Origin of the sequence: Nocardia cyriacigeorgica GUH-2 (assembly GCF_000284035.1) — a bacterium.
GTDB lineage: Bacteria > Actinomycetota > Actinomycetes > Mycobacteriales > Mycobacteriaceae > Nocardia > Nocardia cyriacigeorgica_B.
Genome location: NC_016887.1, coordinates 5,561,089 through 5,582,230, shown reverse-complemented (window position 1 = coordinate 5,582,230; position 21,142 = coordinate 5,561,089). Strand labels below are relative to the sequence as shown.

At 69.3% G+C, this 21,142-nt stretch carries 18 protein-coding genes and 1 pseudogene; 17 read left to right on the top strand and 2 right to left on the bottom strand.

Features of this window, described 5'->3' with window-relative positions; translation table 11 throughout:
- Window positions 1–69 precede the first annotated feature (69 nt).
- From NOCYR_RS24965 to NOCYR_RS24955, 3 genes are all read left to right on the top strand, one after another.
- Window positions 70–2,121 (top strand): CocE/NonD family hydrolase, encoded by a 2,052-nt coding sequence (locus NOCYR_RS24965; protein WP_014353187.1) that lies wholly within the window; start codon window positions 70–72, stop codon window positions 2,119–2,121.
- A 225-nt stretch (window positions 2,122–2,346) separates the two neighbouring features.
- A complete protein-coding gene (locus NOCYR_RS24960) occupies window positions 2,347–3,582 on the top strand; it encodes a sensor histidine kinase (RefSeq protein ID WP_014353186.1) in 1,236 nt (411 codons plus the stop codon).
- Window positions 3,579–4,268 (top strand): response regulator transcription factor, encoded by a 690-nt coding sequence (locus tag NOCYR_RS24955; protein ID WP_014353185.1) that lies wholly within the window; start codon window positions 3,579–3,581, stop codon window positions 4,266–4,268. The genes NOCYR_RS24960 and NOCYR_RS24955 overlap by 4 nt, the downstream gene beginning before the upstream one ends.
- 103 nt (window positions 4,269–4,371) lie before the next feature.
- On the opposite strand, the gene NOCYR_RS24950 is transcribed toward NOCYR_RS24955, so the two are convergent.
- Window positions 4,372–5,196 (bottom strand): hypothetical protein, encoded by an 825-nt coding sequence (locus NOCYR_RS24950; protein WP_014353184.1) that lies wholly within the window; start codon window positions 5,194–5,196, stop codon window positions 4,372–4,374.
- A 155-nt stretch (window positions 5,197–5,351) separates the two neighbouring features.
- On the opposite strand from NOCYR_RS24950, the gene NOCYR_RS24945 reads away from it, so the two are divergent.
- From NOCYR_RS24945 to NOCYR_RS24910, 9 genes and pseudogenes are all read left to right on the top strand, one after another.
- A complete protein-coding gene (locus NOCYR_RS24945; RefSeq protein WP_048833694.1) occupies window positions 5,352–6,383 on the top strand; it encodes a Ppx/GppA phosphatase family protein in 1,032 nt (343 codons plus the stop codon).
- A 1,868-nt stretch (window positions 6,384–8,251) separates the two neighbouring features.
- Window positions 8,252–8,500 (top strand): annotated as a pseudogene (locus tag NOCYR_RS31055) (hypothetical protein); the annotation flags it as partial.
- Between the two features lie 106 nt (window positions 8,501–8,606).
- Window positions 8,607–9,482 (top strand): sugar phosphate isomerase/epimerase family protein, encoded by an 876-nt coding sequence (locus NOCYR_RS24935; protein ID WP_048834441.1) that lies wholly within the window; start codon window positions 8,607–8,609, stop codon window positions 9,480–9,482.
- Between the two features lie 86 nt (window positions 9,483–9,568).
- Window positions 9,569–10,462, top strand: a complete 894-nt coding sequence (locus NOCYR_RS24930; RefSeq protein ID WP_014353180.1) for a thioesterase family protein — start codon at window positions 9,569–9,571, stop codon at window positions 10,460–10,462.
- Between the two features lie 75 nt (window positions 10,463–10,537).
- The gene (proC, locus tag NOCYR_RS24925) at window positions 10,538–11,356 is read left to right on the top strand and encodes a pyrroline-5-carboxylate reductase (RefSeq protein WP_048833693.1); all 819 of its coding nucleotides are present in this window, start codon (window positions 10,538–10,540) and stop codon (window positions 11,354–11,356) included.
- 145 nt (window positions 11,357–11,501) lie between these two features.
- Window positions 11,502–11,747 (top strand): helix-turn-helix domain-containing protein, encoded by a 246-nt coding sequence (locus NOCYR_RS24920; RefSeq protein WP_036540611.1) that lies wholly within the window; start codon window positions 11,502–11,504, stop codon window positions 11,745–11,747.
- 186 nt (window positions 11,748–11,933) lie between these two features.
- A complete protein-coding gene (locus NOCYR_RS28705) occupies window positions 11,934–12,035 on the top strand; it encodes a 30S ribosomal protein bS22 (RefSeq protein ID WP_003402602.1) in 102 nt (33 codons plus the stop codon).
- A gap of 249 nt (window positions 12,036–12,284) precedes the next feature.
- On the top strand, window positions 12,285–13,316 hold the full coding sequence (locus tag NOCYR_RS24915) for an NAD-dependent epimerase/dehydratase family protein (RefSeq protein WP_419538301.1): 1,032 nt from the start codon (window positions 12,285–12,287) through the stop codon (window positions 13,314–13,316).
- Window positions 13,313–14,323, top strand: coding sequence for a lysophospholipid acyltransferase family protein (locus tag NOCYR_RS24910; protein WP_014353176.1), 1,011 nt, complete (start codon window positions 13,313–13,315; stop codon window positions 14,321–14,323). The genes NOCYR_RS24915 and NOCYR_RS24910 overlap by 4 nt, the downstream gene beginning before the upstream one ends.
- Before the next feature lie 27 nt (window positions 14,324–14,350).
- Here NOCYR_RS24910 and NOCYR_RS24905 read toward each other — a convergent pair whose 3' ends face one another.
- The gene (locus NOCYR_RS24905; protein WP_048834439.1) at window positions 14,351–15,289 is read right to left on the bottom strand and encodes an HAD family hydrolase; all 939 of its coding nucleotides are present in this window, start codon (window positions 15,287–15,289) and stop codon (window positions 14,351–14,353) included.
- 281 nt (window positions 15,290–15,570) lie between these two features.
- On the opposite strand from NOCYR_RS24905, the gene NOCYR_RS24900 reads away from it, so the two are divergent.
- The 5 genes from NOCYR_RS24900 to NOCYR_RS24880 all read left to right on the top strand — a co-directional run bounded on the left by NOCYR_RS24900 (window position 15,571) and on the right by NOCYR_RS24880 (window position 21,121).
- Window positions 15,571–15,855: a glutaredoxin family protein gene (locus tag NOCYR_RS24900; protein ID WP_048833692.1), complete on the top strand. Its 285-nt coding sequence runs from the start codon at window positions 15,571–15,573 to the stop codon at window positions 15,853–15,855.
- A gap of 262 nt (window positions 15,856–16,117) precedes the next feature.
- Complete coding sequence (locus NOCYR_RS24895; protein WP_014353173.1) at window positions 16,118–17,092, top strand: redox-sensing transcriptional repressor Rex; 975 nt, start codon at window positions 16,118–16,120, stop codon at window positions 17,090–17,092.
- Complete coding sequence (locus NOCYR_RS24890) at window positions 17,089–18,528, top strand: glutamyl-tRNA reductase (RefSeq protein ID WP_014353172.1); 1,440 nt, start codon at window positions 17,089–17,091, stop codon at window positions 18,526–18,528. Before NOCYR_RS24895 ends, NOCYR_RS24890 begins: the two co-directional genes overlap by 4 nt.
- Entirely contained in the window at window positions 18,525–19,562 is a 1,038-nt protein-coding gene (gene hemC / locus NOCYR_RS24885; protein ID WP_014353171.1) for a hydroxymethylbilane synthase, read from the top strand. The genes NOCYR_RS24890 and hemC overlap by 4 nt, the downstream gene beginning before the upstream one ends.
- Entirely contained in the window at window positions 19,559–21,121 is a 1,563-nt protein-coding gene (locus NOCYR_RS24880) for a uroporphyrinogen-III synthase (RefSeq protein ID WP_014353170.1), read from the top strand. The genes hemC and NOCYR_RS24880 overlap by 4 nt, the downstream gene beginning before the upstream one ends.
- Window positions 21,122–21,142 lie beyond the last annotated feature (21 nt).

The following is a 21,142-nucleotide window of genomic DNA, read 5'->3' as shown; positions in this document are numbered from 1 at the left end:
TATTACTTCGCGGTAAGGGGTGTGTAGGCTGCTGACCGTCTGACCAGTGCGAGAGGTGGGTCACGTCCGATGAAGTACGTCTTACGGGCCGTTGTGATGATGGTGGCGGCGGTGCTGCTCGTTCCCCTGCTGGGGCAGAGCGCGCTCGCGACGCCCGCGGCGACCGGTCCGGACGGTGGTGCGGCAGGCGCGAGCTGGGCCGCGACCCATGACGGCCCCCAGCAGTACCCCAAGATCCACATCGAATGGGACGTGCCCATCACGATGAGCGACGGCACGGTGCTCAAGGGCAATGTCTACCGTCCCGCCGACGAGTCCGGGCGTCCCGTCGATACGAAGACGCCCACCATCGTCAACATGACGCCCTACACCAAGTTGGTGTCGAATCTGGCCGATCACGCCGGGTCCATCCCCGGTCTGTCGGACGCGCTGCTGCAACTGTTGCGCGACATCGACTTCAGCGGCACGCCGCTGTCCGGCGTCACCGACCTGACCAAGGCCTTCGCCGGTGGTGAGCTGCGCAATTTCGCCGTCGACCGGCAGCTGGTGAAGAGCGGCTACTCGCAGGTCGTGGTCGATGTGCGCGGAACCGGCTTCTCCCAAGGTGTCTGGGACATGCTGCGCGATCGGGAACAGCAGGACACCGTCGAGGTGATCGACTGGGCCTCGAAGCAGCCGTGGTCGACCGGCAAGGTCGGCATGAACGGCATCTCCTACTCCGGCATCAACCAGGTGCAGGCCGCCGAGAAGCAGCCGGCCGCGCTGAAGGCGATCTTCCCGGTGGTTCCCGGCAGCGACCTGGCCAATGACGTGCTCATGCCCGGCGGCGGCTTCGGCTTCAACTTCATCCCGCTGTGGCTGACCGCGATCAACGGCCTCAAGTGGGTGCCGGATGTGTCCTCACTCGTACTGGGCACCTTCGATCAGCAGTGGCTGACCGACCGGATGGCCTCGCCGTTCACCTATCTCGACGTCTTCCTCAACGCTTACACCAAGGTGAACATCAACGACATCGATCCGCGCCTGCACGGGATGCTCGACCACACCAGCCCGGAACGGCAAGCGTGGCTGGGTGATCCGTCCAAGATCAAGACGCCCACCTTCGTGGTCGGCGGCTGGCACGATCTGTTCACCTACTCCGAATCCAAGATCTACAACAAGATTTCGCTGCCGCCGGGCCAGAAGCAGCTGCTGATGGGCAACACCTATCACCTGAACTCCGGCAACGAGTACGGCAAGCCGGGTCTGCCGCCGCGCCTGGACGTGTTGCAGCGCGCGTGGTTCGACAAGTGGCTCAAGGGCATCGACAACGGCATCGACAGCTACGGCCCGGTGACGTTGCGCCAGCAGGGCGGCGGCTGGGTCACCCGTGACGGCTTCGGCGAATCGGCCCCGGCCGACCAGCGTGCCGAGCACCGGCGGATGTACCTGTCGGCCGCGCCGAGCGGTACCGCGCGCAGCGTGCACGACGGCTCGCTCACCGCGGGTCCCAATGCCGACACCGCCCGCCTGACCGTTGCGCCCGGCCTCACCAGCCTGTGCTCCAACGACGCCGCGCAGGGCACCGCGGGCGTGCTGTCGATCATCGACGGCTGCGCCAAGGACTCCCGCATCCAGGAACTCAACGGCCTGACCTTCACCAGTGCGCCGGTCGCCGAGGCGACCACCATCTCCGGCCCGATCGCGGTGCGGCTCAACACCGTTCAGGACGCCGCCGACGGCTACTGGGTGGTGACGGTCAACGATGTGGCGCCCGACGGCCAGTCGACGGTGCTGTCGTCCGGTCAGCTGATGGCCTCGCTGCGTGAGGTCGACCAGGCCAACAGCAGCCGCTCGGCCAACGGCGACTACACCGACCCGCGCCCGTTCACCTCGATCAGCAAGCGCAAGCCCACCGTCCCCGGCGAGGCCACCACCCTCGACATCGGCCTGCCGGCCACCGAGGCGCTGCTGAAGCCGGGCCACCGCCTGCGCGTGGACGTCTACGCGGGCAACTTCCCGAAGGGCCTGCCCGTGCTGCCCATGCTGGTCGACACCGAACTGAAGCCGCAGCACGTCCAGCTGGACCCGCAGCGCCCCAGCTTCGTCAACATCCCGGTGCGGGGCAATACCGGCTGGTGATGCCCGCCCTCGGCTGTCCCTGATCCGGGCGCGGCGATCACGGAGGGGAATCGCCGCGCCGACCCATGCACGACACGCCGTAACCACGGCGTTGCCCGGTTACGCCCGGCTTTGGCCGAACAACAAGTGAACGCCTGGCTAACGTCGCTGTAAGCGGCTGTGACCTGCGTGAAACTTCGTGGACCTGGCGTCGCGGCCGTGGCCGGCGACCGTACGATTCAAGGTGTGAGTGTTCCCCAGGCCGTGTTGCTGGCAGTCGTCGCGGCTGTCGTCGGACTGGCCATCGGCGGGCTGCTCATCCCGTATATGAACGCCAGGCAGGCCGCGCGCAGGCAAGCCGAATCCGGGCTCACCATGTCGCAGGTGCTCGACCTCATCGTGCTGGCTTCCGAAAGCGGTATCGCGGTCGTCGACGAGTACCGCGACGTCGTGCTGGTGAACCCGCGCGCCGAGGAACTCGGCCTGGTCCGCAACCGGCTGCTCGACGAGCGCGCCTGGGCGGCCGTGGAGAAGGTGCTCGCCAGCGGCGAATCCGCCGAGTTCGACCTGACTGCCAAGAACCCGGTGCCCGGCCGCAGCCGCATCGCGGTGCGCGGTGTGGCCCGGCCGCTGTCGCGCGAGGAAACCAACTTCACCGTCCTGTTCGCCGACGACGACTCCGAGCAGGCGCGCATGGAAGCCACCCGGCGCGACTTCGTGGCCAATGTCAGCCACGAACTCAAGACGCCGGTCGGCGCGATGAGCCTGCTCGCCGAAGCGCTGCTGGAATCGGCCGACGATCCCGACGCCGTGCGCCACTTCGGTGAACGGGTGCTCGGCGAATCGCGCAGGCTCGGCAAGATGGTCACCGAACTGATCGCGCTGTCGCGGCTGCAAGGTGCGGAGAAGCTGCCGCAGCTGGAAGTGGTCGACGTCGACACCGTGGTGATGCAGGCGGTGGACCGCTCCCGCACCACCGCCGAAGCCGCGGGCATCACCGTCAGCACCGACCGGCCCAGCGGGCTCGAGGTGCTCGGCGATGAAACACTGCTGGTGACGGCGCTGTCGAACCTGGTGGAGAACGCCATCGCGTACTCACCGGCCGGTTCGCACGTCTCGGTCAGCCGGTCGCTGCGCGGCGATCACGTCGCCATGGCCGTCACCGACCGCGGCATCGGCATCGCCAAGGAAGACCAGGAACGGGTCTTCGAACGATTCTTCCGCTCGGACAAGGCGCGTTCGCGCTCCACCGGCGGCACCGGCCTCGGACTGGCTATCGTCAAGCACGTGGCCGCCAACCACAACGGTGAGATCACGCTGTGGAGCAAGTTGGGCACCGGCTCGACTTTCACGCTGCGGATACCGGCACATCACGAAACCGACGGCGAGGACGAAGCCGGCGGCGTGGTGATGAGCAAGAAGGAAACCAGCCCGCGTCCGACGACGCCGGGCCGAACCAATGGTGTGGAGGCACGCAGATGACGAGTGTGTTGATCGTCGAGGATGAGGAGTCGCTGGCCGACCCGCTCGCCTTCCTGCTGAAGAAGGAAGGTTTCGAGGTCACCGTGGTGGGCGACGGCCCGTCCGCGCTCGCCGAATTCGATCGGTCCGGCGCCGACATCGTGCTGCTCGACCTGATGCTGCCCGGTATGAGCGGCACCGACGTGTGCAAGCAGCTGCGCACCCGCAGCGGCGTGCCGGTGATCATGGTGACCGCCCGCGACAGCGAGATCGACAAGGTGGTCGGCCTGGAGCTGGGCGCCGACGACTACGTCACCAAGCCGTACTCGGCCCGCGAACTCATCGCCCGCATCCGCGCGGTGCTGCGCCGGGGTGCAGGCGACGAGCTCGACGGCGGCAGCGAGAACGGCGTGCTCGAGGCCGGTCCGGTGCGCATGGACGTCGACCGGCACACGGTGCTGGTGAACGGCAAGCCGGTGACGCTGCCGCTCAAGGAGTTCGACCTGCTCGAATACCTGCTGCGCAACTCCGGCCGGGTGCTGACCCGCGGCCAGCTCATCGACCGGGTGTGGGGCGCGGACTACGTCGGCGACACCAAGACCCTCGATGTGCACGTCAAGCGGCTGCGTTCGAAGATCGAGGCCGATCCGGCACGGCCGGAGCACCTGGTGACGGTGCGCGGGCTGGGTTACAAGCTCGAGGCCTGATACCCGAGCGCACGCAGCCGGCCGGCCGGCCGGTGCTGTGCGCCCCGAGCCGCCTGCGCAAAAACGTGGCGGCGGGGAACGCGCGGGTCGATGCGGGCAGGGATTACGCGGATTGTTCGGTCGCGGCGTGATCCCGCATCCGGTCGGCGTGCACCGTCGCCGGATGCACGGCGATCAGCCCGAGCCCTTCGCGGCGCTTGCAGTGCCGGGCCAGCTCGTCGTAGGCGGGCTTGCCGAGCAACTCGGTGAGCTCGGGACCGTACGACTGCCAGACCGGGCGGGCGCCGACGTGGGCGTCCGGTGAACCGGAGCAGTACCAGTGCAGGTCCTCACCGCCGGGACCCCAGCCGCGGCGGTCGTACTCGGTGATCACGGTGCGCAGGATCTGCACGCCGTCGGGACGATCCACCCAGTCCTGGGTGCGCCGGATCGGCAACTGCCAGCACACATCCGGCTTCACCTCGAGCGGTTCGATCCCGCGCCGCAACGCCATCGTGTGCAGCGCGCAGCCGACCCCGCCCGCGAAACCGGGACGGTTGAGAAAGATGCAGGCGCCGTCGTAGCGGCGGGTGCGCAGAGCGGGCTCGTCCTCGAGCTCGTCGAGTTCCAGATAGCCCTTCTTGCTGACCTTGCCCTCGGCATTGCGGGCCCGGTCCATCAGCTGCCAATCCTCGGGTGTGAGCATTTTCACAGCCTTTTGCAGCCGCTTGCGGTCGTCGGTGTCGGCGAGGAAGGCGCCGTGCGAGCAGCAGCCGTCATCGGGCCGGTCGTCGAGGATGCCTTGGCAGGCCGGCGTGCCGAACACGCACGTCCATCGTGACAGCAGCCAAGTGAGGTCGGCGACGATGAGATGCTCGTCGTTTGCCGGATCGACGAATTCGATCCACTCGCGCGGGAAATCGAGGTCGACTTCGGGAGTCGGGTCCATCTTTCCCGCTGGTCGCGGCCGGGTCTGGCCGGATGCCGCTGCGCCTGCCGTCACAGCTGTCGACGCTAACAGTTCGGTCGCCTGAGCTGAAGCGCGCATCCACCGCCGGATGACCGCATACGGTCTGTTCGCTCGGTCGCGAGTACCGTGTTCATGTGCGTCTCGGGGTACTCGATGTGGGAAGCAATACCGTTCACCTGTTGGTGGTGGACGCGCATCGGGGTGGCCATCCGATGCCGATGAGCTCGACCAAAGCGACGTTGCGGCTCTCGGAAAACATGGATGACGAGGGGAAACTCACCCCCGCCGGCGCCGAACGGCTGATCGCCACGGTCAAGGAATTCGCCAGTATCGCAGAGACCTCGCGGTGTGTGGAGCTGATGCCGTTCGCCACCTCCGCGGTGCGCGATGCCACCAATTCCGAGGAAGTCCTCGCCCGGGTCCGCACCGAGGCCGGCGTCGATCTGCGGGTGCTCTCCGGTGAGGACGAGGCCCGGCTGACCTTCCTCGCGGTGCGCCGCTGGTACGGCTGGAGCGCGGGCCGCATTCTCAATCTCGATATCGGCGGCGGCTCGCTGGAGATCACCAACGGCGCCGACGAAGACCCCGATGTGGCGCTGTCGCTGCAACTCGGCGCGGGCCGGCTGACCAGGGAATGGTTACACGAGGACCCGCCGGGCAAACGTCGGGTCGCGGTGCTGCGCGACTGGCTGGACGCGGAGCTGGTGGCCCCGGCCAAACAGGTGATCGATGCGGGCGCACCGGATCTGGCCGTCGGCACCTCCAAGACCTTCCGTTCGCTGGCGCGGCTCACCGGAGCGGCGCCCTCGGGCGCGGGCCCGCGGGTTCGACGTACACTCACCAGCTCAGGTCTTCGTCAACTGATCGGCTTCATCTCCCGGATGACCGCCTCGGACCGGGCGGAGTTGGAGGGCGTGAGTTCGGACCGGTCGCAGCAACTGGTGGCCGGTGCATTGGTCGCGGAGGCGAGTATGCGGGCTCTATCGCTGGATAGCATCGAAATTTGTCCATGGGCGCTGCGGGAGGGACTGATCCTGCGCAAACTGGATACCGATATGAACGGTGGACCGCTTGTCACAGGCACACCGGGTACGGCCGCTGACCTCAGCGCGGCCTCGCCCGGCGGCGCCGCGTCGGCGGGCCCGATCGAAACGGTGCCTTCATGAGTGAGGATTCCAAACAGCTGTCGGTCGCCGAACTACTGGCCCGCAACGGCCAGCAGGGCGCGGCCTCGTCCGGTGGTGGCCGGCGCCGCCGAGCCGGACGCGGGCTCTCGGTCGCCGAACTGACCGGCGACCTGCCGGTGATCGACAGCGGACGATCCGCACATTCGGCACCCGACGACGATGAGGAGCAGGCACCCGCCGCGGATGGTGGGACGCACGGCGTCGAGGGTGGGTACGGTGCCGGCGGTTCGCCCGGGGTCAATGGCGGTGGTTACGGCGCGGGCGCGAACGGTTCCTACGGTTCGAGTGACTCGTCCAACGGCGCCGGTTCCTACGGTTCGAATGGCAGCAACGGTTCCTACGGCGCGAACGGGTACGGATCCGCTTCCGGCGCCACGCAATTCCTCGCCCCGGTTACCCCGCAGACTCCGGATCCAGAGCCGGTCTACTCACCGATGTCGGGCCCGATCACCCGCTTCGACCCACTCGCCGGTGACGCCGATACCGAGCCGCGCGAACGTCATCGCTCCCGGCACAGCGCGGCGGAATCGGATGCGGGGCCCGCGGCCGAGGCGCCCTCGCCGATCGTCGCCGAGGCGCTCGGATCCGGGCGCACCGGACGTCGTCGCAGGCGCGCGGACCCCGACGACGAATACGACATCGACCCGCAGGCCACGACCGGCCACGACACCGATCCGATGCGCCGCGGCTGGCAGCCCGCCCCCGAGGCGCCCACCGGTCGCGACAGCTCGGTCAGTGGCCGGGCCGCTCGTCGCCGCGCCGCCGAGGCGGCCGAAGCGCAGGCTGCCGCGGAAGCTCAGGCCGCCGCCGAGGCACAGGCCCGGGCGGCCGCGGAAGCCGAGGCCGCCGCGAAAGCCAAGGTCGCCCAGGCCAGATCCGCCCGCGCCGACGCCGGCCCCACCGCGGCCTGGACCCCGCCCGCGAACGGCTACGGCCCCACCGTGCAGACGGGCTGGCAGCCCACCGAGCAGATCGGCCCGCCAGCGCCTCCCGGCCTGGCTGATCCCGGCCCGGCCACGGCCGCATGGGCCCCGACGGTCAAGGGATTCGCGCCCCCGCCGAGCCAACCCGAACCGAAACCGGCGATCCCCACCTGGACGCCACCCCCGGTCGACGGATACTCGCCCGGTCCGCAACGCCCGGACGAGGGCCCGCCGACGGCCGCGTGGTCGCCGGCCGGCTTCGGCGCCGGTGTGGCCGAACCCGAAGCCCCACCCCGCGATACCCGCCCCGAACTACCGCGTCGGCGGGAGGCGCAGGGCGAGAACGGCCTACCTGCCTGGTCGGCGCGACGGCATCGTCCCGGTTCCAGCGGACCCGAGACCGGCGGCATCCCGACCGCCGCATGGTCGCTGGCCAATCAGGACCAGCAGCTGCTGTCGGGCCAGACCGTGGCCGGCGACCTGCTCCGCGACGGCGCCGCACGGGCCGAGGCCGACCGCAAGGGCCGCGGGCGATTCGGCGCCCGCCCGAAACCCGCCGACGTCGTCGAGCCCGACGACCAGCGCACCGACGTCTACTCGCCCGTCGCCCCGGAGACGGATCCCGACGACGACGCCGAGGACTTCTACGACGACGAGCTACTCGACGACGATGAACTCGACGACGACGAGTTCGACGACGAGGAAGCCGAATCGTCCTGGGGCCGCCGCACTGCCGCCCTCAGCCGCACCTCGTCGTCGCTGCGCCGCAAGGCCGGTGCGCTCGGCAAGGTGACGTCGCTGGCCGGCGCCAAAGCGGCCGCCCTGAGCAAGAAATCCACCGCAAGCAAGACCGCCGCCGCGGCACCGGCCGCGCGCGGTTCGCGTAGCGCCCGCAAGGCCGAGTACGAGGCCAACAAGCGGCAGTGGATGATCCTCGGCGGCCAGAGCGCGGGCGCCGCGGTCGCGGGAATGTTGCTGTTCAAGGGTTTCGAGCGGATGTGGGAGATGCTGCCCTGGGTGGCGCTGGCGCTGGCCATGGTCGTCATCCTCGGTCTGGTCGCGCTGGTGCGGATCCTGCGCCGCACCGATGACATCCTCAGCACTGTGATCGCTGTCGTGGTCGGCATCTTTGTGACGCTGGGACCGCTAGCCTTTCTTCTCAGTACGAACTGAGTAGGGAGCGGCTGTGGGGAACATCGGGCAGGCGGACGAGACCAGGGTGGTGCCGGGCCACGCGAGCGCGGCAGGGGAGTCGGCTGCCGCGCCCGGCCGGGGCCGCATTCGCGTCGGTCTGTCCACGGCGTCGGTGTATCCGCAGAACACCGAGTCGGCGTTCCGTTATGCCGCCGAATTGGGTTATGACGGTGTCGAATTGATGGTGTGGGCCGAGCCGGCCAGCCAGAGCATTGCCATCGTGCAGTCCTATGCCCGCAAGTATTCGGTGCCGGTGCTGGCCGTGCACGCGCCGTGCCTGCTCATCTCGCAGCGGGTGTGGGGTTCCGATCCCGTCGCCAAACTCGAGCGCAGTGTGCGCACCGCCGAAGCGCTCGGGGCCGACACCGTCGTGGTGCATCCGCCGTTCCGCTGGCAGCGGCGCTACGCCGAGAACTTCCCGGCCCAGGTCGCCGAACTCGAGGCCGACAGTTCCGTGGTGGTCGCCGTGGAGAACATGTTTCCCATGCGCGCCGACACCCTGTTCGGCCGCCGCGGCGGTGCGGCCAAGCGCCTGGAGCGACGCGGCGGCCCCGGACTGGCGCTGACGGCGTTCAGCCCCTCCTACGACCCGACCGATACCGGCTTCGCGCACTACACCCTCGACCTGTCGCACACCGCCACCGCGGGCGCCGATCCGCTGGCACTGGCCGCGCGCATGGGTCCGGGCCTGGCGCATCTGCATCTGGCCGACGGCCGCGGCGCCGCCCACGACGAGCATCTGGTTCCCGGCGACGGCACCCAGCCGTGCGTGCAGGTGTGCAACGCGCTGGTGGAGTCCGGGTTCTCCGGGCACGCCGTCGCCGAGATCAACACCCAGAACGCCCGCACCACCGCCGACCGCGCCGCCATGCTCGCGCGCACCCTCGCCTTTGCGCGTCAGCATCTCAACGGGCTCGCCCCGGCGCCGATGCCGCCCTCGCCGCGCAGCGAATCCGCCTGATCCTTCCGGTACCGGGAATACGGGACCGTATACCTCGACTTGTACGCTGTACGAACGACGGAGCAGGCCGAACGACAGGAGTGACGATGACGACGGAGCTGACCGCCGACCCCGATCAGGCCACCGCCGCCCCCTTCGGCCAGGTGTGTGCGCTCACCGAGCTCACCACCACCGACGCCGGCACCGGCCGCTACGCGGGCACCATCGATCCGATCTGGACCATCGGCCCCAAGGTGCACGGCGGCACCATGGTCGCCGCCTCCGCGGCCGCCGCCACCACCTGGCTGCGCACCATCGACCCCGAACGCACCGGCATGGCCCCGATCGCCGCCAGCTCGGACTTCCTCGGCGCCCCGGAACCCGGCGAGGTCGAGTACGAGGTGCGCGTGCGCAAGGTCGGCCGCCAGATCTGCTTGCTCGACGCCACGCTGAGCCAGGCCGGTAAGGCCATGGTGCGCACCGCCTTCACCTTCGGCCACCTCGACGACGCCGATACCCCGCCCGCCTACGCGCCCGCGCACACCGATATGCCCGCCGAACCCGGCGCCACCGCGCTCGCCTACGACCCGGAATCGCCGATGGGGCAGATCGTGCACGTCGCTCAGGGCGCCGATCTGTGCATCGACTCCGAGTGGGCGCGCTTCCTCGCCGGCGAGACCGGAGAGCCCCGGCTGCGGCTGTGGATGCGCCCGCGCGAGGGCGACCAGAACGATCCGGACGTGTCGATGTACTTCGCCATGATGGCCGCCGATATGAGTCCGCCGGTGCCGGCGAACCTCGGCAGCTTCGGCTGGGCGCCGACCGTGCAGATGACCACCTACCTGCGGCGCAGGCCGGCCCCCGGCTGGTTGCGCATCATCGCCACCACCCATGAGGTGGGCGGGCGGATGTTCGACGAGGACCAGCTCGTCATCGACTCCACCGGTGCCGTCGTCGCGCAGAGCCGTCAGCTGGCGTTGATGCCCGTCCCGCGTCGCTAGGTTCTTCCAAGCCCGCACGGCGCCGAGCTGCGACTGTTGGCAGTCCGGACTGTCGGCCGTCTAGCCTTATGGCCCATGACCAGAATTGCTGTGATCGGTGGCGGGCGCATCGGCGAGGCGTTGATCGCGGGTTTGCTCGAATCCGGACGGGCCGTCAAGGATCTGGTGGTCGTGGAGACCCACCCGGACCGCGGTGAGGTGCTCGCGGACCGGTTCGGTATCCGGGTGACCGATTCGGTGACCGACGCCGCCGTCGGCGCGGACCTGCTGGTGATCGCGGTGAAACCCGGTGACGTCGACGCGGTGCTGACCGATCTCGGCAAGGCCGAACTCGGCGGCGACCGCGATCAGGTGCTGGTCTCGCTGGCCGCCGGCGTGCCGACGGCGCGGCTGGAGAACAAGTTGCCCGCCGGTTTCCCGGTGGTGCGGGTGATGCCGAATACGCCGATGCTGGTCGGGCAGGGCATGAGCGTGCTCGCCCCCGGTCGCTACGCCAAGGCCGATCAGCTGGAGCTGGTCTCCGAGGTGCTCGGCGCTGTCGGCAAGGTCGCGGTCGTCCCGGAAACCCAGATGGACGCCGTCACCGCGGTCTCCGGTTCCGGCCCCGCGTATTTCTTCCTCGTCGTCGAGGCCATGGTCGACGCGGGCGTCGGGCTCGGACTGACCCGCGATGTGGCCACCCAGCTGGTGGTGCAGACCCTGGTGGGTTCGGCGGCCCTGCTGGAGGAATCCGGTCAGCACGCGGCCGATCTGCGCGCGGCGGTCACCTCGCCCGCGGGCACCACCGCGGCCGCTTTGCGCGAGCTCGAGCGCGGCGGCGTGCGTTCGGCGTTCCTCGAAGCGCTGCACGCGGCCAAGCAACGGTCGATCGAACAGGGTGTGGCCGCGGAGTAGCCGCCGGTAGAAGCGCAATATCGGCCGATTTCTCACACCCGTCGCAGCAATCCCACTGGTCCCGCTAAGCTTCAAGGAGCACGTGCGTGTCTGTTCCGCCGGTGGGGAAGCCAGCGGCGCGGACGTGCCGGAGGTCAGTGGTGCGATGATGTCTTCGAACAAGATGTCTCCAAGTGGTGGCGGTTCGCCACAGGGACAACCCGTGCTCGGCGGAGGGACGCAGTTCCTCACTGTCGCCGAGGTCGCGAATCTGATGCGGGTGTCGAAAATGACGGTGTATCGGCTGGTGCACTCGGGTGAACTACCCGCGGTACGCGTCGGCCGGTCGTTCCGGGTGCATGCCAAAGCGGTGCACGAATACCTCGAGACGTCCTACTTCGACGCGGGATGAGTCGATTACCGGCGCCTGTGTCCGGGCCGGTACGATGGACCCTCGGTTCGTGTTCACGCACCGCGGCTACCGCATGTTCGTTGGCCCAGGTGGCGCGAACATTGGGAGTGAGGCTTGCCGAGCGACCGGACAGTTGGCGTACGTGAGTGCGTGCGCGCCGAGTAGAGAGAACGCGAGGAACACCCTATGGGTTCTGTGATCAAGAAGCGCCGTAAGCGCATGTCGAAGAAGAAGCACCGCAAGCTGCTTCGTCGTACCCGCGTGCAGCGGCGCAAACTCGGCAAGTAAGCGCTGATGACAGCAGAAGGGCCCGTCACCGATCAGGTGGCGGGCCCTTCGTTTTGAAATATTCAGATTTGAAATCTGGCGTGTTTCCGGTGACTGAAGTCATCGTTAGAAGCCGGTTAAATTTCCCGGCGGTGGGTACGGCAGCAGTTAGTCTGGAACGGGAATAAATCCGAGGGGGCTCGAAGGTGGGACGGCCCGGTGCGTATGGACGTTGAGGCTAGTAGGGGCGCACGATTGCCCGGCGTGGTGATGGTGACCGGCGCGGCCAGGTTCTTCGGCGGTGACGTGGTTTCCCGGCTGGCGCAGGACGAGCGGATCGAGCGCGTCATCGCCGTCGATTCGCTCACCCCGAGCCCCGAGCTGCGCCGCCGGATGGGCCGGGCCGAGTTCATCCGCGCCGATATCCGTAACCCGTTGATCCGCAAGGTGATCGCGGGCAACGACGTCGACACCGTGGTGCACGCCGCGGTGCTGTCGCATCCGCCGGCCGGTGGCAGCCGGGCCGCGATGAAGGATCTCAACGTCCTGGGCGCCATGCAGTTGTTCGCGGTGTGCCAGAAGGCGCCCGCGGTACGCCGGGTGGTGCTGCGTTCGTCGTCGGCGGTGTACGGCGGCAGTGCCAAGGATCCGGCGAAGTTCACCGAGGAAATGGGCGCCCGCACCCCGCCCAGCGGCGCGTTCGCGCGCGACATGATCGAAATCGAAGGCTTCGTCCGCGGGCTGGCGCGGCGTCGTCCGGATATCGCCGCGCCGATTCTGCGCTTCGCTCCCATCGTCGGGCCTAGACTGGCGGGACGTGGCGTCCAGATCCTGCGCTCGCCGCTGACACCGACGGTGCTCGGCCGCGACGCACGGATGCAGTTGTTGCACGAAGAAGACGCGGTCGCCGCGCTGGTGCATGCGGCGCTGGGTGCACCGGGAGGAACGTTCAACATCGCGGGCGATGGGGCGCTGGCCCTGTCGCAGGCAGTTCGTCGCGCGGGCCGGGTCGCTATGCCGGTCCCGTGGGCGCTGTTCCGCACCATCGGCCGGAGTTTGATGGGCCCGGTGATGCGCGATTTCAGCGCCGAGCAGCTCGACTACTTCCATTTCGGATGTGGCCTGGACACCACTCGGATGCGGACCGAGCTCGGATTCGAGCCGCGCTGGACGACGGTACAGGCGTTCGACGACTTCATCGGGGGCGCAGCGCTGCGACCCGTCATCGATCCCGAGTGGATCGATGCCGCGGAAAACAAACTGCTCGGCCTGGTAGGGGCCGGTACGGGAGCACATACATGAACGACGTAGCGAAAGTCATTCAGCTGCACGACCTCGCCGTGGAACCACGGCCCCGGCCCGCGCCACGGGAGTGGAGCACACCGGTGCCGACCGTGACGTCGCTGACCGAGCGGCTGGCCGCCGCCGCACCCGCCGCACCGCAATCGCTGGCGGAGCTGATGCGCGGTGCGCTCGGCAAGCAGATCAGCAAAACCGCCGAATTCGCCCGTCGCAGGCTGACCGGCGACTACCAGGTGGACGAATTCGGCTTCGATGAGCACCTGCTCGAATCGGTGATCCTGCCCGCGCTGCGCCCGCTGTCGGACTTCTGGTTCCGGGTGCAGGTCAGCGGCATGGAGAACATTCCGGAGGTGGGCGGCGCGCTGATCGTGTCCAACCACGCGGGCACCGTACCGCTGGACGGGCTCATGCTCCAGCTCGCCATCCACGACCATCACCCCAAGCAGCGCGCGCTACGCCTGCTGGCGGCCGATCTGGTCTTCGAGACGCCGGTGCTCGGCGTGCTGGCCCGCAAGGCCGGCCACACCCTGGCCTGCCGCCCCGATGCCGAGCGCCTCTTGCGCTCGGGTGAGCTGACGGGCGTGTTCCCCGAGGGCTTCAAAGGCGTTGGCAAGAAATACGCCGACCGGTACAAGTTGCAGCGGTTCGGTCGCGGCGGATTCGTGGCCGCCGCCGTGCGCACCGGGGTCCCGATCATTCCGTGCTCGATCGTCGGGTCCGAGGAGATCTACCCGAAGCTCGGCGATATCAAGCCGCTGGCGCGCCTGCTCGGGCTGCCCTACTTCCCGGTGACGCCGCTGTTCCCGCACCTGGGTCCGCTGGGCGCGATGCCGTTGCCGTCGAAGTGGTACATCGAATTCGGCAAGCCGATCGCCACCACCGAATACGAGCCCGAAGCGGCCGACGATCCGATGACGATGTTCGAGGTCACCGACCAGGTCCGCGAGACCATCCAGCAGACCCTCTACAAGCTGCTCACCAAGCGCCGCAACCCGTTCACGGGGTAGGTCGCCGATGCGCTGGTCCCGTCGGGATCAGTGCAGTTCGCGCCGCCGTGTGATTGCCGCCGCCACCGCACCGCCGGCGGCGCCCAGCGCCAACGCCGTCGGGACGCCGATCTTGGCGGCCTTGCGTCCGGTGCGGAAATCGCGGATCTCCCAGCCGCGGTTCTTGGCGACCTCGCGCAGATCCGAATCCGGGTTGATCGCCACCGCCGTACCGACCAGCGACAACATCGGCACATCGTTGTGGCTGTCGGAATAGGCGGTGCAGCGCTTCAGATTGAGGCCCTCGCGAATGGCCAGGGTGCGCACCGCATGCGCTTTGCCCAGCCCGTGCAGGATGTCGCCGACCAGGCGGCCGGTGAACTTGCCGTCCACGCTCTCGGCCACCGTGCCGAGCGCTCCGGTGAGCCCGAGCCGCTTGGCGATCACCTGCGCCAGCTCCACCGGCGTCGCGGTGACCAGCCACACCTGCTGGCCTGCGTCCAGATGCATCTGCGCCAGCGCCCGGGTGCCCGGCCAGATCTTGTCGGCGATGATCTCGTCGTAGATCTCCTCACCGAGCGCGGCCAGTTCGGCGGTGGAACGGCCCGCGATGAATTCGAGCGCCTTTTCCTTACCCGAGGCCATATCGGTGCTGTTCTCTTTTCCGGTCACCCGGAACTTCACCTGTTTCCAGGCGATATCGACCAGATCCGAGGTCTTGAAGTATTTGCGCGCGGCCAGCCCGCGCGCGAAATGCACGATGGAGGCGCCCTGCACCATGGTGTTGTCGACGTCGAAAAACGCCGCCGCCGTCAGATCGCGCGGAACCTCGGGGCCCGCGGCCTGTTCCTCGCCCGCCGAGGCCAGCTCTGCGTCGTGCAGCGCCAGCGCCGCGTCGGCACTGGCCTCACCGGCCAGATTGGCCCGTAGCTCCTCTTCGCTGGGGCCGAACGGGCTGCGCGAAATACGGGCGAGCTGATCGGTCAGGCCCTGGCCGAGCGGGCCGAGATTCCACCGCGCCGGAAACTCGCCGAACCGCCCCGCGATGAATCCGGTCCTCGCCACCCTCGATCGTTCCGGCACCAGTACCTCCGCCCGTCGCGCTGTTCGCTTCGCGCCTGACCGGGCCCGCGTGGTGGCACATTCCACCGCCGCCCGGCCGTGACCTGCCAGGCGCAAGCCACGTCCAACAGTAACCGGATTCCGGCCCGCTGACCCCTGGACCGTGCCCAGTCGCACTGGCGTGGCGAGGGGATTTAATAACGTTCATGACCAATCCCACAGAAAGCGCCGGGCCGGATGCGCAGCCGTCGGTAACGCTGCTGACCAGGGCGGGTTGCGGAATGTGCGCAATCGCACTCGAACAGCTGCGCACCATCTGCGCCGATTACGGAATCGAGGTCGGCACCGTCGACGTCGACGAGGCCGCCGCCACCGACCCCGGCCTGCGCGCCGAATACGGCGACCGGCTGCCTGTGGTGCTGCTCAACGGTCGTGAGCACAGCTATTTCGACGTCGACGAACCCCGATTGCGGGCCGACCTGAGCCGATGATCGGCGCGCCGAGCGGCGCCGCGCTGGTCGCGGGGGAAAATGAGGCCAATTTCACCGACTTTGTGCAGGGCTTCACAAGCGGTTACGGTGGTGGCACGCGACCCGCGGGCCGAGGATTCTCGAGAGCGTTCTCGAGCAGCGTTCTCGAGTGTGCCGGCGCGCGGTGAATCAACCCGACATTCGATCCCGTCACCGGAGCAGCCCGGGACGGAGGTCACAGACGAACCGGACCTGAATTCAGGACGGGCGAGGAGCCGAGGACGTGACAGAGCACCATGAGGCGCCGGGTGGCGCCTCCAAAGCTCTGCGGTCGAGCGACGGGCCCGAAGGCGGCAGCTCGCGGAACCACGAGGCCGCCAATCGTACCCATAAGGACATTCCGCAGGCGACGGTGGCACGGCTGGCCACCTACCTCCGAGTCCTCGCCATGTTGGCCGACGACGGTGTGCTCATCGTATCGAGTGAGGAACTCGCTGTCGCGGCGGGTGTCAATTCCGCGAAGCTGCGCAAGGACCTGTCGTTCCTCGGCCCCAACGGAGTTCGCGGCGTCGGCTACGACGTCGCCAAGCTGCGGACCAGGATCGAAGATGTGCTCGGCTTGTCCGAGGGGCACCGCGTCGTGCTGGTCGGCGCGGGAAATCTCGGTCGCGCGCTGGTCGGCTACGGCGGGTTCCGGCGGCGCGGCTTCACCGTGGTCGGGTTGTTCGACAACGATCCCGCGGTGATCGGGCGCACGGTCGCCGGGCATCGGGTCCGCGACGCCGCCGATCTGGCCGGCGCGATCGCCACCCTGGAACCCACCATCGCCGTCATCGCGGTTCCCGACGACGCCGCCCAGCAGGTCTGTGACGGCCTGGTGGCGGCGGGTCTGCAATCGATTCTGAGCTTCGCCCCCTGTGAGCTGGTCGTTCCGCCCACGGTCGAGGTGCGCCGGGTCGATCTCGCCGTCGAGATGCAGATGCTGTCGTTCGAGCGGGTCCGCAACGCCGAGGCCGATCAACCGGCCGCGGTCGGCGAACGCGGCGACTCCATTCCGGTGGCCCACCCGCTCGGATCGGGCCGGGTCGCCCGCCGGGCCTCGAACACGCATCCGCAGCCCGCTCATCCCGGCCGCGCCCACCCGGCGCCGGCCACGCAGCATCCGGCAACCCCGCAGCATCCGGCAACCCCGCAGCATCCGGCAACCTCGCATTCGGCAACGGAGCCAACCAGCAAGGGATCGGTGGTCACACCATGAGTGTTCTTCTCGTCGGCATCTCCCATCGCAGTGCGCCGGTCTCGGTGCTGGAGAAGGTCGCGATCACCGACTCCGACCGGCCCAAGCTGATCGACCGCCTGCTCACCTCGAGCCATGTCTCCGAGGCGATGATCGTCTCCACCTGCAACCGAGTCGAGGTCTACGCGGTGGTCGACGCCTTCCACGGCGGCCTCGCCGAGGTCGGCGACCTGCTGACCAAGCACTCCGGGCTACCGCTGCCCGACCTGACCAAGCACGCCTACGTCCGCTACAGCGAGGCCGCGGCCGAGCATCTGTTCGCGGTCTCCAGCGGACTGGACTCGATGGTGATCGGCGAGCAGCAGGTGCTCAGCCAGATCCGCAGCGCCTACGCCACCGCCGACGCCCAGCAGGCCGTCGGGCGCACCCTGCACGAACTGGCCCAGCACGCGCTGCGGGTCGGCAAGCGGGTGCATTCGGAGACCGGGATCGACCGGGCCGGTGCCTCGGTGGTGTCGGTCGCGCTCGACCGGGCCGCCACCGTGCTCGGACCGCTCGCCGGGCGGACCGCGGTGGTCGTCGGCGCCGGTGCGATGGGCGGGCTGGCCGTCGCGCATCTGTCGCGGGCGGGGATCGGGCGCATCGTCGTCGTCAACCGGACCATGGAGCGGGCCCAGCGGCTCGCCGCCACCGCGGGCACGCACGGCGTCGAGGCCGAGGCGATGGAACTGTCGCGGCTGCCCGAGGCCATGGCGGCCGCCGATGTGGTGATCACCTGTACCGGTGCGGTTGGGGCCGTGGTGAACCTGGCCGATACGCACACCGCGCTGGCCGCGCGCGACCGGGCGGGCGAACGTCCGCTGGTGTTCTGCGACCTGGGCCTGCCCCGCGATGTGGAGCACGCGGTGGCCGGGCTGCCGGGCGTGACCGTCATCGATATCGAGACCTTGCAGCGCGATCCCGCCGCGGGCGCGGCCGCCGACGACACCGTGGCCGCCCGCACGATCGTGGCCGACGAGCTGGCCAAGTACCTGGCCGGCCAGCGGATGGCCGAGGTCACCCCGACCGTCGCGGCGCTGCGTCAGCGGGCCGCCGAAGTGGTGGAAGCCGAACTGATGCGGCTGGATTCGCGGCTGCCCGGCCTGGCCGACCCGGAACGCGACGAGGTCGCGCGCACCGTGCGCCGAGTGGTGGACAAGCTGCTGCACGCGCCGACGGTGCGGGTCAAGCAGCTGGCCTCCACCCCGGGTGGCGACAGCTACGCCGAGGCGCTACGCGAATTGTTCGAACTCAAACCCGGTGCGGCGCAGGCGGTTGCCGCCCCGATGGAAATCCACGCGGTCCCGGCACCGGGTGAGGGCAAGGGATTGGTCCTCGCGGCCGAGGACGGCGAGGTCACCCTGGCCGACGATTTCACCGCCGGTCATCTCGGCGACGAAGAGGAGCAGACGGCATGAATGCATCGATGACGGCCACCACGCGGTCGGCGTCGGATGTGCGCACCCCGTTGCGGATCGGCACCAGGGGCAGCCTGCTCGCGCTGACCCAGGCCGGGACCGTGCGCGACGCGCTGATCGCCGCCGGACGGCCCGCGGAACTGATCGTGGTCAAGACACCCGGCGATCTGTCCTCGGACCCGGTGGAGAAGATCGGCGTCGGCGTCTTCACCTCGGCGCTGCGCGACGAACTCGCCGCAGGCACCGTCGACATCGCCGTGCACTCCTACAAAGACCTGCCCACCGCGCCGGACGAGCGCTTCACTATCGCCGCCATCCCGCAGCGCGAGGACCCGCGCGATGCCCTCGTCGCCCGCGACGGCCTGGTACTCGGTGAACTGCCCGTCGGCTCGGTGGTCGGCACCTCCGCCCCGCGCCGCGGCGCCCAGCTGCGCGCGCTCGGCCTCGGCCTGGAGATCGTGCCGCTGCGCGGCAACCTGGACTCGCGGCTACGCAAGGTCAGCGAGGGCGAACTCGACGCGATCGTGGTGGCCCGCGCCGGACTCTCGCGCATCGGCCGCCTCGACGCCGTCACCGAAGCGCTCGAACCGGTGCAGATGCTGCCCGCGCCCGCGCAGGGCGCCCTCGCCGTGGAATGCCGCAGCGACGACACCGACCTGATCGAGCTGCTCACCCAGCTCGACGATGCCGCCACCCGCGCCGCCGTGATCGCCGAACGAGCGTTGCTGGCCGAACTGGAGGCCGGCTGTACCGCACCGGTCGGCGCCATCGCCGAGGTGGTCGAATCCCTCGACGACGACGGTCGCATCGTCGAGGAACTCTCGCTGCGCGGATGCGCGGCGGCCATCGACGGCTCCGACGTGCTGCGCGCGTCGGTGGTGGGTGCGCCCGCTGATGCCGCCGAATTGGGGCGGGCGCTGGCCCGCGAGCTGCTGGAGCTCGGCGCGCGCGAATTGCTCGCCGCCGAACCCGCCCCGGTAGCGGCCGCCCCCACAGACGTCACCGATCCCAGTCCAATGGAGAACAACCGATGAGTCGAGCCGCTAAGAAGCATCCCGGTCGGATCCTGTTCGTCGGGTCGGGTCCAGGAGATCCGGCGCTGCTCACCGTGCGGGCCCGCGAGGTGCTCGGCCGGGCAACGCTCGCCTTCACCGACCCCGATGTCGACAAGGGTGTGCTCGCCCTGATCGGCACGGCCGTCGAGCCGGGACCCGACGGCGAGCCCGCCGTCGACGTGCGGCCCGCTCTCGGTGAGCCGGCCGAGGTCGCCAAGACGCTGATCGCCGAGGCCCGCGCCGGACACGATGTGGTGCGCGTGGTCGCCGGCGATCCGCTGACCACCGACGCGGTGATCGCCGAGGTCACCACCGTGACTCGCTCGCACATGGTGTTCGAGGTGCTGCCGGGTCTGCCCGGTGGGTCGGCGGTGCCGAGCTACGCCGGTATCGCACTGGGATCGGGCCACACCGAGGCCGATGTGCGCGGCGAGGTGGACTGGGCGGCACTGGCCGCCGCGCCCGGGCCGCTGGTGCTGCACGCCACCTCCGGACACCTGGCCGAGACCGCCAGCGCGCTGGTCGAGCACGGTATGGCCCCGCAGACGCCGGTCGCGGTGACCGTGCGCGGCACCACCCGGCAGCAGCGCACCATCGAAGCCACCCTGGCCACGCTCAACAGCGCCGCCTCCGAACTGGTGGGCCCACTGGTGGTGACCATCGGCAAGGTGGTCGCGCAGCGGTCGAAGATGTCGTGGTGGGAATCGCGGGCACTGTACGGCTGGACCGTGCTGGTGCCGCGCACCAAGGATCAGGCCGCCGAGATGAGCGAGCGCCTGGTCACCCACGGCGCCATCCCGATGGAAGTGCCGACCATCGCGGTCGAGCCGCCGCGCAGCCCCGCGCAGATGGAGCGCGCGGTCAAGGGCCTGGTCGACGGCCGCTACCAGTGGGTGGTGTTCACCTCCACCAACGCGGTGCGCGCGGTGTGGGAGAAGTTCTCCGAGTTCGGACTGGACGCGCGGGCGTTCTCCGGGGTGAAGATCGCCTGCGTCGGCGAGGCCACCGCGGACAAGGTGCGCTCGTTCGGCATCAACCCGGAACTGCTGCCCAGCGGTGAACAGTCCTCCGAGGGCCTGCTCGCCGACTTCCCGCCCTACGACGACGTGTTCGATCCGGTGAACCGGGTGCTGCTGCCGCGCGCCGATATCGCCACCGAGACGCTGGCCGAGGGGCTGCGCGACCGCGGCTGGGAAATCGACGACGTCACCGCCTACCGCACGGTGCGTGCCTCGCCGCCGCCGGCCGAGACCCGCGAGATGATCAAGACCGGTGGTTTCGACGCGGTCCTGTTCACCTCGTCCTCCACCGTCCGCAACCTGGTCGGTATCGCCGGTAAGCCGCACGCCCGCACCATCGTCGCGTGCATCGGCCCCAAGACCGCCGAGACCGCCATCGAGTTCGGCCTGCGCGTGGACGTGCAGCCGGAAACCGCCCAGGTCGGCCCGCTGGTGGAGGCCCTGGCCGAGCATGCCGCCCGGCTGCGCGCCGAGGGCCTGCTGCCCCCGCCGCGCAAGAAGAGCCGCCGCAGCCGCTAGCCCGGCCGCCGCACGGCACAA

Coding starts and splice junctions, on each gene's coding strand:
- NOCYR_RS24965 (WP_014353187.1), top strand. CDS start 70: ATGAAGTACGTCTTACGGGCCGTTGTGATGATGGTGGCGGCGGTGCTG.
- NOCYR_RS24955 (WP_014353185.1), top strand. CDS start 3,579: ATGACGAGTGTGTTGATCGTCGAGGATGAGGAGTCGCTGGCCGACCCG.
- NOCYR_RS24950 (WP_014353184.1), bottom strand. CDS start 5,196: ATGGACCCGACTCCCGAAGTCGACCTCGATTTCCCGCGCGAGTGGATC.
- NOCYR_RS24930 (WP_014353180.1), top strand. CDS start 9,569: ATGACGACGGAGCTGACCGCCGACCCCGATCAGGCCACCGCCGCCCCC.
- proC (WP_048833693.1), top strand. CDS start 10,538: ATGACCAGAATTGCTGTGATCGGTGGCGGGCGCATCGGCGAGGCGTTG.
- NOCYR_RS24920 (WP_036540611.1), top strand. CDS start 11,502: ATGATGTCTTCGAACAAGATGTCTCCAAGTGGTGGCGGTTCGCCACAG.
- NOCYR_RS28705 (WP_003402602.1), top strand. CDS start 11,934: ATGGGTTCTGTGATCAAGAAGCGCCGTAAGCGCATGTCGAAGAAGAAG.
- NOCYR_RS24915 (WP_419538301.1), top strand. CDS start 12,285: ATGGTGACCGGCGCGGCCAGGTTCTTCGGCGGTGACGTGGTTTCCCGG.
- NOCYR_RS24910 (WP_014353176.1), top strand. CDS start 13,313: ATGAACGACGTAGCGAAAGTCATTCAGCTGCACGACCTCGCCGTGGAA.
- NOCYR_RS24900 (WP_048833692.1), top strand. CDS start 15,571: ATGACCAATCCCACAGAAAGCGCCGGGCCGGATGCGCAGCCGTCGGTA.
- NOCYR_RS24890 (WP_014353172.1), top strand. CDS start 17,089: ATGAGTGTTCTTCTCGTCGGCATCTCCCATCGCAGTGCGCCGGTCTCG.
- hemC (WP_014353171.1), top strand. CDS start 18,525: ATGAATGCATCGATGACGGCCACCACGCGGTCGGCGTCGGATGTGCGC.
- NOCYR_RS24880 (WP_014353170.1), top strand. CDS start 19,559: ATGAGTCGAGCCGCTAAGAAGCATCCCGGTCGGATCCTGTTCGTCGGG.